This window comes from Thauera sedimentorum, assembly GCF_014489115.1.
In the GTDB taxonomy this organism is placed as follows: domain Bacteria; phylum Pseudomonadota; class Gammaproteobacteria; order Burkholderiales; family Rhodocyclaceae; genus Pseudothauera; species Pseudothauera sedimentorum.
This window is the reverse complement of sequence record NZ_JACTAH010000001.1, coordinates 1,965,466-1,978,595: the sequence shown is the minus strand read 5'-3', so window position 1 is coordinate 1,978,595 and position 13,130 is coordinate 1,965,466. Positions and strand designations below refer to the sequence as shown.

14 protein-coding genes are annotated in these 13,130 nt (G+C 69.3%); 7 read left to right on the top strand and 7 right to left on the bottom strand.

Annotated elements, in window-relative coordinates; all coding sequences use genetic code 11:
- The first annotated feature begins 30 nt into the window (after positions 1-30).
- Together IAI53_RS09035 and IAI53_RS09030 are read left to right on the top strand one after the other, a co-directional pair.
- Positions 31-612 carry a phosphoribosyltransferase family protein gene (locus IAI53_RS09035; protein ID WP_187717763.1) on the top strand — a complete coding sequence of 194 codons (582 nt, stop codon included), beginning with the start codon at positions 31-33 and terminating at the stop codon, positions 610-612.
- Positions 609-1,259 carry a phosphoribosyltransferase gene (locus tag IAI53_RS09030; protein WP_187717762.1) on the top strand — a complete coding sequence of 217 codons (651 nt, stop codon included), beginning with the start codon at positions 609-611 and terminating at the stop codon, positions 1,257-1,259. Before IAI53_RS09035 ends, IAI53_RS09030 begins: the two co-directional genes overlap by 4 nt.
- 100 nt (positions 1,260-1,359) lie before the next feature.
- Here the strand turns inward: IAI53_RS09030 and nifV are convergent, their stop codons facing one another.
- Together nifV and IAI53_RS09020 are read right to left on the bottom strand one after the other, a co-directional pair.
- Complete coding sequence (gene nifV / locus IAI53_RS09025) at positions 1,360-2,526, bottom strand: homocitrate synthase (protein ID WP_187717761.1); 1,167 nt, start codon at positions 2,524-2,526, stop codon at positions 1,360-1,362.
- A 144-nt stretch (positions 2,527-2,670) separates the two neighbouring features.
- A complete protein-coding gene (locus IAI53_RS09020) occupies positions 2,671-3,330 on the bottom strand; it encodes a glutathione S-transferase family protein (protein ID WP_187717760.1) in 660 nt (219 codons plus the stop codon).
- A gap of 266 nt (positions 3,331-3,596) precedes the next feature.
- Between IAI53_RS09020 and IAI53_RS09015 the strand changes: the two genes are divergently transcribed.
- From IAI53_RS09015 to IAI53_RS09005, 3 genes are all read left to right on the top strand, one after another.
- Positions 3,597-4,085: an aminoacyl-tRNA deacylase gene (locus tag IAI53_RS09015; RefSeq protein ID WP_187717759.1), complete on the top strand. Its 489-nt coding sequence runs from the start codon at positions 3,597-3,599 to the stop codon at positions 4,083-4,085.
- A gap of 74 nt (positions 4,086-4,159) precedes the next feature.
- Entirely contained in the window at positions 4,160-4,765 is a 606-nt protein-coding gene (gene wrbA, locus IAI53_RS09010) for an NAD(P)H:quinone oxidoreductase (protein WP_187717758.1), read from the top strand.
- 20 nt (positions 4,766-4,785) lie between these two features.
- Positions 4,786-5,130 (top strand): 4a-hydroxytetrahydrobiopterin dehydratase, encoded by a 345-nt coding sequence (locus tag IAI53_RS09005; RefSeq protein ID WP_187717757.1) that lies wholly within the window; start codon positions 4,786-4,788, stop codon positions 5,128-5,130.
- 37 nt (positions 5,131-5,167) lie between these two features.
- On the opposite strand, the gene IAI53_RS18740 is transcribed toward IAI53_RS09005, so the two are convergent.
- The 3 genes from IAI53_RS18740 to IAI53_RS08990 all read right to left on the bottom strand — a co-directional run bounded on the left by IAI53_RS18740 (position 5,168) and on the right by IAI53_RS08990 (position 8,993).
- Complete coding sequence (locus IAI53_RS18740; RefSeq protein ID WP_187717756.1) at positions 5,168-5,785, bottom strand: sensor histidine kinase; 618 nt, start codon at positions 5,783-5,785, stop codon at positions 5,168-5,170.
- Positions 5,782-7,407: a tetratricopeptide repeat-containing response regulator gene (locus IAI53_RS08995; protein ID WP_187717755.1), complete on the bottom strand. Its 1,626-nt coding sequence runs from the start codon at positions 7,405-7,407 to the stop codon at positions 5,782-5,784. Before IAI53_RS08995 ends, IAI53_RS18740 begins: the two co-directional genes overlap by 4 nt.
- 83 nt (positions 7,408-7,490) lie before the next feature.
- A complete protein-coding gene (locus IAI53_RS08990) occupies positions 7,491-8,993 on the bottom strand; it encodes a chloride channel protein (RefSeq protein WP_187717754.1) in 1,503 nt (500 codons plus the stop codon).
- Between the two features lie 181 nt (positions 8,994-9,174).
- Between IAI53_RS08990 and IAI53_RS08985 the strand changes: the two genes are divergently transcribed.
- A complete protein-coding gene (locus IAI53_RS08985; RefSeq protein WP_187717753.1) occupies positions 9,175-9,684 on the top strand; it encodes a MarR family winged helix-turn-helix transcriptional regulator in 510 nt (169 codons plus the stop codon).
- 218 nt (positions 9,685-9,902) lie between these two features.
- Positions 9,903-10,673: an oxygen-binding di-iron domain-containing protein gene (locus IAI53_RS08980; protein WP_187717752.1), complete on the top strand. Its 771-nt coding sequence runs from the start codon at positions 9,903-9,905 to the stop codon at positions 10,671-10,673.
- Between the two features lie 19 nt (positions 10,674-10,692).
- Here the strand turns inward: IAI53_RS08980 and IAI53_RS08975 are convergent, their stop codons facing one another.
- Both IAI53_RS08975 and IAI53_RS08970 read right to left on the bottom strand, forming a co-directional pair.
- The gene (locus tag IAI53_RS08975) at positions 10,693-11,916 is read right to left on the bottom strand and encodes an HD-GYP domain-containing protein (protein WP_187717751.1); all 1,224 of its coding nucleotides are present in this window, start codon (positions 11,914-11,916) and stop codon (positions 10,693-10,695) included.
- Between the two features lie 35 nt (positions 11,917-11,951).
- Positions 11,952-13,130 carry a vWA domain-containing protein gene (locus IAI53_RS08970; protein ID WP_187717750.1) on the bottom strand — a complete coding sequence of 393 codons (1,179 nt, stop codon included), beginning with the start codon at positions 13,128-13,130 and terminating at the stop codon, positions 11,952-11,954.

Genomic DNA, 13,130 nt, shown 5'->3' with positions numbered 1-13,130 from the left:
TCTGCGGCCGTGCATGGAAGGGAGGAAAGCATGGCGGAATCGCCGCGACGCAGCCGGCTGTTCGATGCGGTGCAGCTCGGTGGCGTGCTCGATGACATGGCGCGTCAGGCCGCAGGCCTGCCCGGCCGCGATCTGCCATTGGCGGTGGTGGGCGTGCTGCGCCGTGGCGCGCCGCTGGCCGACCTGCTCGCCGGCCGGCTGGCGGCCTGCGGCCTGCCGGCGGTCCGCAGGCTGGATCTGGCGATCAGCCGCTATGCCGACGACCTCACTTTGCTGTACCCGGAAACCCGCCTTGTGGAAGACAGGGCCGCCAGCCCGCCGGATCTCGCCGGGCAGCGCGTGCTGCTGGTCGACGACGTGCTGTACACCGGCCATTCGCTGCTGCGCGCGCTCGACTACCTGGTGCGCCGGGGTGCCGAGGCCGTGCACGCGGCGGTGCTGGCCGACCGCTGCGTGACCCGCCTGCCGCTGCGCGCCGACGTCGTCGGCCTGCGCCTGCAGGTGGCGGCGGGCGACATCGTCGAGTGCCGGGTTCCGCCCTATGAGCCGGACTTCGGCATCGTGGTGGTGCACCGGCCGTCCGGCGAGGGCGCCGAAGGGGGTGCGACATGATGTTTGCCGACCGTCTCGATGCCGCCCGCCAGCTGGCCGATGCGCTGGCCGCGCAGCGCGGCCGCCAGCCGCTGGTGCTGGCCATTCCGCGTGGCGCGGTGCCGATGGGGGCGCTGATCGCCGAGGCGCTGGACGGCGAGCTGGACGTGGTGCTGGTGCACAAGCTCGGCTCGGCGTGGAATCCGGAATACGCGGTCGGCGCCATCGACGAGAGCGGGCGGCGCATCGTCACCGATCCGGCCAGCGGCGGCGAGCGCTGGCTGGCGGAAGAGGGCGAGCGCCAGCTGGCGGCGCTGCACCGGCGGCGCGCGCTGTTCTCCCCCGGCCGTCCGCCGGCCGACGCCAAGGGGCGGGTGGTCATCGTGGTGGACGACGGACTGGCCACTGGCGCGACGATGCTGGCCGCACTCGGCGCGGTGCGCAGCCAGGGGCCGGCCCGCTTGATCTGCGCGGTGCCGGTGGCCGCGCGCGACAGCCTCAAGGCGGTGCAGGCGCTGGCCGACGAGGTGGTTTGCCTGCACGCGCCGGTGGACTTCCGGGCGGTGGGACAGTTCTATGTGCGCTTCGGCCAGGTCGAGGACGACGAGGTGGTGGCTGCGCTGGCGCACGACCGGGCACGCCGGGAAGAAGGCGGAAAGCGCCCGTAGGAGCGGCCTTGGCCGCGATGCGGCGGTGCCTGTTCCACCTGTTGAATCGCGGCCAAGGCCGCTCCTACGGGGGATGCGGTGCGCATCGATGCGGGGCGCCCTAGTTCACCTGCGCGGACGGCGGCGCCGCGAAGCATGCGGGGTGCTCGGCGACCGTGGCGGCCCGCTGCAGGGCGCGCAGTTCCTCGGCGGCGGGCGGGCGCTTGTGGCGCACCGCGAATTCGCGCACCCCGGTGAGCAGGCGTTCGGCGAGCGCCGGGTCGAGTTCCGCGCCCAGCTCCTGGCAGGCGCGCATCAACGCGCGGGTGCCGGAGTGCTTGCCGAGCACGATCGCGTGATGGCGGCCGAGCAGGGCGGGGTCGAGCGACTGGTAGGTTTCCGGGTGCTTGTAGAGGCCGTCCACATGGATGCCGGCCTCGTGGGTGAACACCCCGCTGCCCACGATGGACTTGTTGGCCGCCACCGGCCGCCCGGAGGCCTGGGCCACCAGGTCGGAGATGGCCTGCAGGCGATCCGGCGCCACGCCGCTGTCGACGCCATAGAGGGTGCGCAGCGCCACCACCGCCTCTTCCAGCGCGGCGTTTCCGGCGCGCTCGCCCAGGCCGTTGACCGTGGTGTTCAGGTGGGTGGCGCCGGCACGTACCGCGGCCAGGGTGTTGGCGGTGGCCAGGCCGAGGTCGTCGTGGGCGTGGATCTCCAATTCCAGGTCGCTGCGCGCGCGCAGCGCGTCGATGCGCTCGAAGGTGGTGAAGGGGTCGAGGATGCCGGTGGTGTCGGCGAAGCGGAAGCGCCGCGCGCCCGCGGCCTGTGCCGCGTCCAGCACGCGGTGGAGGAAGTCGGGGTCGGCGCGCGAGGCATCCTCGCCGCCCAGGCAGACCTCGGCGCCGCGGGCACGCGCGGCCGGCACCAGGCGGGCGATGGTGGCCAGCACCCAGTCGCGGTCGCGGCGCAGCTTGTGGCCGATCTGGATGTCGGATACCGGGATGGACAGGTTCAGCAGGTCGGCGCCGGTGGCCGCGCAGCTTTCCAGGTCGGCCTCGCACAGCCGGCCCCAGACCATGGTGCGCGCCGGCAGGCGCTGGGCGACGATGGCGCGGATCACCTCCTGCTCGGCCGCGCCCATGGCGGGGATGCCGATCTCCAGCTCCGGTACGCCGGCTTCGGCCAGCGCGTGGGCGATGCGCAGCTTCTCGTCCGCGGTGAAGGCCACGCCGGCGGTCTGTTCGCCGTCGCGCAGCGTGGTGTCGTTGATGGTGATGGCCGGCATGGCGCGCTCCGCTGGTTTTCCAGCGGCTGTACTGCAAGAGCGGTGCCAGCTTGCGGTGCGGCGGCGGTCCTTGCCGGGCGTGGCCGGACGCCGCGCGCGATGGTCGGCAAGGCGACAAAACCGCTGCGGTTTGTCGCAAGCCCGTCAGCCCGGCAGGCCGCCGCGTTCCCAGTGCTGTGGCCAGGTGCGCGCGAACCAGGGCAGGGCTTCGACCCGCGCCATCCAGGCCGCCAGCCGTGGGCCGATGGCGGCGCGCAGGGCGAGGTCGGTCCGTACCCGTTCGATGCGCAGCGCCAGGGCGATGAGCGGATAGAGGGTGAAGTCGGCCGCCGACCAGGCGCCGGCCAGGCCGGGGCCGTCGATGGCGCTCTCCCAGTAGGCCAGTTCGCGGGCGAACTCCTCGCGCCCACGGGCGATCAGCGCATCGTCCCAGCGTTCGCGCGGAGTGTAGAACACCGCCCAGACCAGGGTTTCCAGTGCCACGGCGGCGTACTGTTCCGCCTCGCGCGCCTTGCGGCGGATCAGTGCGCGACGCTCGACGGTGCCGGGAAAGAGCAGCGGCGCCTGCGGGAAGCGTTCGTCGAGGTACTCGAGAATGGCGCCGGACTCGAACAGCGTGAAACCGCCGTCGTCGATCGTCGGGACCTTGCCGCGCGGATTGATCGCCAGGTAGGCGGCCTGCTTCATTTCCGCGTCGTCGAAGGACAGCACCCGCAGCTCGTAGTCGAGCCGTTTGTGTTCCAGCGCCATCCATACCCGCCAGCCGTAGGGCGAGCCGGCGCCGTGATAGAGGATCAGGGCCATGTCGCGCTCCTCGCGGCCGCGGCGCGGCCGTGTGCACTTCCGTTCTAGCCCGCATTTCTCACACTGGCACGTCACGAGGGGGGCGAGGCGCCGCGCCCGCGGCAAGCCGTCCGGGGGGCGGCTGGATATGCGGGGCCTGCGTCCTAGAATGAAGCGTGACGGCCCCCGGGGCCGCAGGGGAGGAAAGGCGGGAGCGCAAGGGCGCTCCCGTGTTGCGGGCAAGAGATACAAGGCAGGCCCGGCAGTCGATACCGAGGAGAAGGATCATGGCAATCGCGACCAGAGTCCGGGACTTCATGGCCGAGCACGGCCTGCGCTACGACGTGCTCAGCCACCCGCATTCCCACTGCAGTTCGCAGACCGCGCAGTACGCGCACGTGCCGGGCGACTCCCTGGCCAAGTGCGTGGTGCTGGAGGACGACCACGGCTACCTCATGGCGGTGCTGCCCTCCACCCGGCACGTGCAGCTGGGCATGCTTGGCAAGGCGCTCAGCGGGCGGGTGCGGCTGGTGGGCGAAGATGAACTGGGCCGCCTGTTCGCCGACTGCGAGCCGGGGGCGATCCCGCCCATGGGGGCCGCCTACGGCATGCGCATGGTGGTCGACGACAGCCTGGCCCAGCAGGCGGAGATCTACTTCGAGGCCGGCGACCACGAGCGCGTGATCCAGATGAGCCGCGAGGACTTCATGGCGATGATGGAGATGGAGCGCGCCAGCACGGTGCACTTCGGCGAACACACCTGGCGGCACCACTGAACGGCGTGTCGTGGGCTGCGGGCGGTGGGCGCCGGCAGCCATCACTGGACTGAGCACGGACAGGAGGCAGCACGATGACCAGGATACTGGTGCTCTACTACAGCATGTACGGCCACATCGAGACGCTGGCCAATGCGGTCGCCGACGGCGCCTGCAGCGTGGCCGGCACCGAGGTGGCGGTGAAGCGCGTCCCCGAGCTGATGCCCGAGGAAGTGGCCCGCAAGGCCGGCGCCAAACTGGATCAGGCGGCGCCGGTGGCCACGGTGGACGAGCTGGCCGACTACGACGCGATCATCTTCGGCACGCCGACGCGCTTCGGCAACATGTGCGCGCAGATGCGCAACTTCCTCGACCAGACCGGCCGGCTGTGGATGAACGGCGGGCTGGTGGGCAAGGTGGGCAGCGTGTTCACGTCCACCGGCACCCAGCATGGCGGGCAGGAGACCACCATCGTCTCGGTACATCACACCTTGCTGCACCATGGCATGGTCATCGTCGGCGTGCCGTATTCGTGCAAGGAGCTGACCAACATGGACGAGATCACCGGCGGTTCGCCCTACGGGGCCGGGACGCTGGCCGGTGGCGACGGCAAGCGCACGCCCAGCGACAACGAGCTGCGCATCGCCCGCTTCCAGGGCGCGCACGTGGCCGACATCGCCGGCAGGCTGTGCGCCCGTTGAGCGAGGAAAGGGACAAGGACATGAGCGAGGAACTGCAGGACAGGGTGTGTACGCCCTGCCGCGGCGGCATACCGCCGCTCGCGCGGGCGGAGGCGGAAGCCATGTTGAGCCGCGTGCCGGGCTGGGAGCTGGCGGATGAGGCCAGCTGCCTGGTGCGGCGCTACGAGTTCGGCGATTTTGCCGAGGCGCTGGCGTTCGTGCAGCGCCTGGGCGCGGTGGCCGAGGAGCAGGGACACCACCCCGACATCGCCTTCGGCTGGGGCTGGGCCACGGTGTCCTGGCAGACCAAGAAGATCCGCGGGTTGCACGAGAACGACTTCATCATGGCGGCGCGGACCGACGCGCTGCTTGCCGGCCGGCGCTGAGAACGTGTGAATGAACCTGCTGCGCGGACCGGAACGTTCAGCGCGGCAGTCGCAGGCTGAAGCGGGCGCCGCCCTGTTCGCGGTTGGCCAGTTCCACGCGGGCTTCCTTGCCGGCGTGGGCATGCAGGCCGGCCACCAGGCGGGCCAGGTGCAGCCCCAGCCCGGTGCCCTGGCCGCTCAGTGCGGCCGGTTGCCCGGCGCCGGCCAGCAGGTCGGCGGGATAGCCTTCGCCATCGTCCTCGACGGTGAAGTCCAGCCACTGCTCGTCGGCGTGCACGCCCAGCAGCACTTCGCTGCGCGCGTGGCGCAAGGCGTTCTGCAGTGCGTTCTCGAGCGTCATGCGCACCAGGGTTTCGTCGTAGAAGAACAGCCCGTCCAGCGGGCCGGCCTCGGTGCGCACCGGCGTGGCGGACATCCGCGCGGCCTGCGCGGCGAGTTCGTCGAGCAGGTCTTCGGGGATGTGGGCGTCGATGTCGGCGCCCTGCCAGCCGCGTTCGGCGCGGTAGCACACCAGCAGGGCGGTCAGGCGCGCGGCGGCATCGAGCGCCTCGCGCAGGGTTTCGCTGTCGCCGCGTGCTTCGGCGCGTCCGGCGAGGGTCGCCAGCCGGTTCTTGACGTCGTGGATGGTGAGCGCGGCAAAGGCCTCGAAGCTCACGACGCGCTCCCGCTGCCGTCCCGTGCCGCCAGCTTGCTCCACAGCCCGTCGATGTCGGCCAGCTTGCGGTGCGCCGGCGCCCGGGTCCGCACCGCCTCGCGGAAGCGGCGGGCATCGTCCAGCTTGGCGGGGTCCATGCCATTGGTCAGCAGGTCGAGCAGCAGTGCGTAGGCCGCATTGGCGACGATCTGCAGGTTGCCGGGCAGGCGGTTGGCGGCCGCGGTGAGCATCTGCGCGGCTTCGCCGATGCGGCCTTCCTTGCCGCAGCGCACCGCTTCGTTGTTGAGCTCGATCACTTCCTGCACGCTGTCGGCGACCAGGCGCTCGGCGTGGTCGGCGACGCCGTGGTCCTGCATCACGCGGGTCACGCGGGCGTGCATGTCGGTGGCGTCGGGGTTGGTCTGCACCACCTGCTTGAGCAGGGCTTCGCCCTGTTCGGTGCGCCCGGTGGCGAGGCAGGCCTTGGCCACGGTAAGCATGGCGCTGGCCGGCAGGTCGGTGAGGTCGCCCTGCAGGGCCACCTGCAGCGCCGCCTCCGCCTTCGCAGTGTCGCCGAGCTGGTGCAGCGCGATGGCCTCGATCGCCGCCAGCGCGGGATGGCCGGTCTCCTCGCGGAAGGCGCTGCGGGCTTCGTCGATCAGGTTCAGCGCCTTGTCGGCCTGGCCGGTGGCGGCCAGCGCGTTGCCCAGGCGGGCATAGTCCGAGGTTTCGCGCAGCGGAGAGTTGCGGGTCTTCTCGACCACCTGCCCCAGGCTCTGCTCGACGCGCTCGTAGTCGCCGGCATCCTCGGCCACTTCGGCGATCGCGCGCAGGCGGGCCAGCGAGTGGGGCGACAGCCGGCAGGCGTCGTCCAGCACCTGCAGGGCGGCGCCGGTGTCGCCCTCGGCTGCATGAATGTGACCGAGCAGATCGTAGGCCGCCATCAGCTTGGGGGCCTCGGCGATCAGCGTGTTGAGCGTTTCCTTGGCCTCGGCGGGCCGGCCCAGTTCGCGTTGCGCGCGCGCCAGGCCGAGACGTGCCCAGGGCATGGCGCGCATGCCCAGCACCTGCTCGTAGAACTTTGCCGCTTCCTCGCTGCGGCCGGACTGCAGCAGGGCGTTGCCCTTGATGCGCAGGGCGTCGATCTGGAAGCGGTCGCGCGAGGCGATGATGGCGTCGCACTCGGCGAGCACCTCGGGCCACTGGCCCTTGTCCTGCATGGCGTCGATGCGGGCGAGGCGGCGCTTCTTCTCCAGCAGCTTCTCGACCCGGGAGGCGAACAGGTCGGCGGTGAAGGGCTTGAGCAGGTAGTCGTCCGGCATGCACTCGGCGGCGGTGATCACGCTGTCGTGGTTCTTCTCCGCGGTGATCATGATGAACAGCGTGCTGCGCGCAATCATCCGCCGGTTGCGCAGGTGCTCGAGGAACTGCTGGCCGTTGGTGCCCGCGCCGAGGTAGTAGTCGCACAGGATGATGTCGAAGCTGGTCTGGCGCAGCGCCTCGAAGGCGTCGCGCAGGTGGCCGCATACGGTGATCTTCTGAAAGCCTATGCTGCTGGCCTGACTGCGCAGAGAACTGCGCATCTCGGGCATGTCGTCGATGATCAGCAGCTTCTTGTCGCTGTATGCAGTCAGGGTCGCCATGGATCGAGCCTATTACTTTAGTAGGGCGGAGTATGCCATCGCGCGCTGCATCGGCCCATGGTCCGGATCAAGAAAGCGGGCTGCTAGCGGGGCGGCGGCTGATCGGTATGCGTTTCGGTCGGTGCGCTTGCCGGGACCTCGGGGGGCGGCGTGTCGAGCGGCACCGTGTGCACCGCGCCGCCTGCGGCGGCGTGCGCGTGGTGGCGGCTGCGCACCTCGGCCTCGACCTTGCGCAGGGTGGGGTAGGCCAGCGCATGGTAGAGCGGGGTCTGCGCCACGGTCTTGGAGAAGGCGTGCGCCACCACCGCGGTGGCCATCAGCGGCAGCAGCATCTGATGGTTGGCGGTCATCTCCATGACGATGACGAAGGAGGTGATCGGCGTCTGGGTGACGCCGGCGAGGAAGCCGACCATGCCGAGCACGAGGATGGCCGAGCCGTGTTCCGGCGGCAGCATGAGGCCGATGTTCGCCCCCATGCCTGCGCCCACCGCCAGTGCCGGGGCGAACACGCCGCCGGGGATGCGCGACAGGAAGGCGAGCCAGATCACCGCCATCTTGGCGACCAGGAAGTACACCGGCAGCTGCGCGGCGCCCTCCAGGGCGGCCTTGGATTCCGCGTAGCCGGTGCCGTAGGTCAGCCCGCCGGTGGCCAGGCCGATCAGCGCGGTGCCCAGGCCGCACAGGGCGGCGAAGGCGACCGGGCGGTTGTTCGACAGCTCACCGAGCCTGCCCGGCAGGCCGCGGCTGGAGGCCACCAGCAGGCGCGAGAAGCCGCCGCCCAGCAGCCCGCCGATGGCCCCGCACAGCAGGATGGGCCACACGCTGTCGGGCCAGTCGATGGCCGCGGGGGTACGGCCGAAATAGGTGTAATTGCCCAGCACGGCCAGCGACATCAGGCCGGCGAAAATCACCGCGATCAGCGTGGTGCTGTTGGCCCGGAAAGGGTGGAAGCGGCACAACTCCTCGATGGCGAACATGATGCCGCCCAGCGGGGTGTTGAACGCGGCCGCCACCCCCGCACCGCCGCCGGCGATCATCAGGTCGCGGCTGTTGGCGATGCGGCGGGTCTTCTTGCCGGCGATCAGGCTCATCACCGAGGCGCCGATCTGCACCGAAGGGCCCTCGCGGCCGATGGAGGCGCCCGACAGCAGGCCGCCCAGGGTGAGGAAGACCTTGGCGATGGCCAGGCGCATCGACAGCAGCTTCTTGCGCACCTGGCCGTCGTCGGACTCGATCGCGGCAATGGCCTGCGGGATGCCGCTACCCTGCGCGCCGGGGAACCAGGTGCGCGAGATCCACGCCATCAGCGCGAAGCCGGCGGGAGCGACGATGAGCGTGAGCCAGGGCAGCTCCGCCATGATCCCCGCATGAGTGCCGATGGCCAGCTCGGCGCCGATGGCGAACAGGATGGCGATCAGGCCGGCGAGCAGGGCCGCGCCGACGAACTGCAGGCGGATCATCCAGCGGCGGATCGACAGCCAGGGCAGGGCGTAGCGGCGACCGCCGCGGGCGAGTTTGCGCAATGCCCGGTCGGACGCGCGCGCGAGCGGGCCGTCGCGGTCCGGCGTGGGTGGGGGAGGCTCCATGGGGGCGAATTATCGTTTTGTATTGGTACGGGATCAACGGCGCAGCCGGCCCGGGCGTTGCGTCCCGACTACATCGCCGACAAGCCGCTGCTGCAGGACCCTACAATACGCCCTTGCTGCAGCAATGTTAATTTTTTGACAATCACAATTCGAGCAAATATAGTCCGGAGCGGCTTTCCAGATGGCCACACAGTCTTCCTTGAAAAAGAACCCCTCCCCCAAGTCCGGAGTGACGCCCTTGTCGGTGTTGCAGCGTTTTCGGGTGCTGATCCGTACGGCGCAGCGGCACTCGCAATGGATAGAGCGTCAGAGCGGCGTCACCGGCGCACAGCTGTGGGCCATGCAGGAGCTCGTGGAGGTTCCGGGCCTGCGCGTCGGCGAACTGGCCAACCGCATGGCGCTGCACCAGTCGACAGCGTCGAACATGGTGGACCGTCTGGAAACGGCGGGCTTCATCCGCAAGGAACGCACCAGCGCGGACCAGCGGGTAGTGCGCCTCTACCTTACCGACAAGGGGTCCGAGCTGCTGGCGCGCGCGCCGTCGCCGGCCCGCGGCGTGTTGCCGGAAGCGCTGCGCAAGCTCGACGAGGAATCGCTGCAGCGCCTGCAGAACGAGCTCGACGGCCTGCTGCTGCAGATCAAGAACATGGACGAAGGCTTCGGCATGCAGCCGCTGCCCTTCACCGAATAGAACGAACAGACCGAATCCCCGCCGGCGGGCAGCCGGCAAACCGTTTCGCACTTGTGCGGACAGCAGTTTGAAAGCGGCCCCCGGGCCGCTTCTTTTTTTGATCGAGGTCAAGTTCCGGCGTGGTCGTCCACACCGCTGCCGGGGCGCTCTTGTAGAGTTACGCGGCCCTGCGCGCCGGCCTGTTGCGGTGCGCCCCGTACCCATACTGCGAAGGCAAAATGGCAGTCGAACTCTACAACGATGGCAAGCACGCGTGCCTGGCGTTCTACGACCTGGTGCACGAGGAAGCGGAATATGCGGTCCAGTCCAACCAGTTCCTGGTGGTGGACGGCGAACACGGCGCACTGATCGATCCCGGCGGCAACATGACCTACAACGGTCTGCTGATGGGCATGCAGCGTTTCTTCCCGATCCGCAATCTCGACTACATCCTCGCCTCCCATCCCGACCCGGACATCATCGCCTCGCTGAACAAGTGGATGGTCACCACCAACGCCCGGGTGCTGATCTCCAAGCTGTGGACGCGTTTCCTGCCGCATTTCACCACCGGACGCGACTATTCCGCGCGTACCATCGGCATCCCCGACGAGGGCATGCTGATCCCCTTGGGCAACTGCAAGCTCAAGGCCCTGCCGGGCCACTTCCTGCATTCGGAAGGCAACTTCCAGTTCTACGATCCGGTCTCGCGCATCCTGTTCTCGGGCGACCTCGGCGCCTCGCTGGTCGATCACGGCCACGCCGCCGAGCCGGTGCAGGACTTCGATCAGCACCTGCCGCTGATGGAGGGCTTCCACCGCCGCTACATGGTGTCCAACAAGATCTGCCGCCTGTGGGCGAACATGGCGCGCGGCCTGGACATCGAGATGATCGTGCCGCAGCACGGCGCGCGCTTCGTCGGCAAGGAGATGGTCGGCCGCTTCATCGACTGGGTCGAACGCCTGGAGTGCGGCGTGGACCTGATGACCGAGAAGAACTACCGGGCGCCCTGAGCGCCCGGACGCCGGCGGCTCAGGCGGCCTGCCAGAGCCGGTCGAGATCCTTGAAGTGCCAGCGCGAGGGGTCCTCGGTGCCGGCGATGCGCTCGGTGCAGCCCGGGCGGGCGAGGTCCAGCACTTCCGGCTTGATGTGGGCGTCCGCGCGGGTCGAGTAGAAGACGCGCAGCCTGGGCTTGAGCAGCGACTTGCTGCCCTGGTCCATCACCACCCCCAGGCGGCCGGATTCAAGCCGTACCAGCGAACCCACCGGATAGATGCCCACGCTGCGCACGAAGGCCTGGAAGACGGTCTCGTCGAAGTGTCCCTTGCTCCATTCCACCATCCGGCGGATCGATTCCGCCGGGTCCCAGCCGGCCTTGTAGGGCCGGTTCGAGGTGATCGCGTCATAGACGTCGCACACCGCGCCCATCCTGGCGAACAGGCTGATCTCGTCGGCCTTGAGATGATGCGGATAGCCGGTGCCGTCGACCTTTTCGTGGTGGTGCAGGCAGACGTCCAGCGCCACCGCGTCGGCCCCGGCGGCCTCGCGCAGCATCGCGTGTCCCTGCACAGGGTGCGACTTGACGATCTCGAACTCGGCGTCGGTGAGCTTGCCCGGCTTGTTGAGGATCTCCAGCGGAATGGTCGCCTTGCCCAGGTCGTGCAGGAGGCCGGCCAGTCCGGCCTGGCGCACCTGCTCCTCGGGCAGGCCGAGCTGCCGGGCCAGGGCGATCATCAGCGCGCACACCGCCACCGAGTGCATGTAGGTGTAGTCGTCCGCGGTCTTGAGTCGCGCCAGGCTGATCAGTGCGCCCGGATTGCGCGCCACCGACTGGGAAATCTCGTCGACCAGCGGCATCGCGTCCGCGGCCTGTATCGCCCGGCCCATGCGCGCCTCGTTGAACATCGACACCACTGCCTGCTTGGAGCGGGCGCAGATCTGCGAGGCGCGGGCCAGCTCTTCGGTCATCGTGGCGCGCTGCATCGCGGGCGCCGACGCCGCGCGCTGCAACTCGCGTTCCACCTCGGCGTCGCTCTCGGCCTTGTCCACCGCCTGTTCCGGGTGCTCCAGCACGTCCGCGCCACGGGCGGTGTCGATCCACACTTCGTGGATGCCGCATTCGGTGATGCGGCGGATGTCGGCCGGATCCTCGAGCATGAAGGAGCTGCGCCAGAACGGATGCTCCATCCACGAACCGCACAGTTCCTGGATGAACATGCCGGGCTTGAGATGCTTGACGGGTATGCGCTTCAACATTTTTATTGGTCTTTGGCGGTTGTCGATCGGGTGCGTCAGTGACGACGGCTGAGTTGTGTGATGGCGCGTTCCAGGCCGGCCAGGGTGAGCGGGAACATGCGCTCGCCGACCAGCTGGCGGATGATGTTGATGGATTTGCGGTAGGGCCACAGGCGCTCCGGCTCCGGGTTGAGCCAGGCTGCCGCCGGGTAGGCGTCGAGCAGGCGCCGCAGCCAGGCCGCGCCCGGTTCGGTATTCATGTGTTCGATGGAGCCGTGCTGGTGCAGGATCTCGTAGGGGCTCATGGTGGCGTCGCCGACGAAGATCAGCTTGTAGTCCGGCCCGTAGCGGTGGATCACGTCGATCAGCGGGGTGCGCTCGTGGTGCCGGCGGGTGCTGTCGCGCCACACGCTCTCGTACACGCAGTTGTGGAAGTAGTAGTACTCCAGGTGCTTGAACTCGCTGCGGCAGGCGGAGAACAACTCCTCGCACACCTGGACGTGGTCGTCCATCGAGCCGCCCACGTCCAGGAAGAGCAGCACCTTGACCGCGTTGTGGCGCTCGGGGCGCATCAGCAGATCCAGCCAGCCGGCGTTCTTCGCGGTGGCCGCGATGGTGCCGTCCAGGTCCAGTTCCTCGGCCGCGCCTTCGCGTGCGAAGCGGCGCAGGCGGCGCAGCGCCACCTTGATGTTGCGCGTGCCCAGCTCCACGCTGTCGTCCAGGTTGCGGAACTCGCGTTTCTCCCACACCTTCACCGCCGTGCGCTTGCCCGCCGACTCGCCGCCGACCCGGATGCCCTCCGGGTGGGTGCCGTTGTTGCCGAAAGGCGAGGAGCCGCCGGTGCCGATCCATTTGCTGCCACCCTGGTGGCGGCCTTTCTGCTCTTTCAGGCGCTTGCGGAACTCCGCCATCAGCTTGTCCCAGCCGAGCTTCTCCAGGCGTGCCTGCTCCTCGGGGCTGAGGTGCTTCTTCATCATCGCGCGCAGCCATTCTTCCGGCAGCTCGGCCTCCAGGCCGGGGATCTCGCTGACCCCCTTGAAGTACTCGCCGAAAGCCTGGTCGAAGCGGTCGTAGAGGGTCTCGTCCTTCACCAGGCAGGCGCGCGCGAAGTGGTAGAAGGCCTCCATGTCGTGCCCACACACGCGCGCGCGCAGGCCTTCCAGCAGGGTCAGGTACTCGCGCGTCGACACCGGCAGCCTGTGTGCCTTGAGGTGCAGGAAGAAGTCGATCAGCAT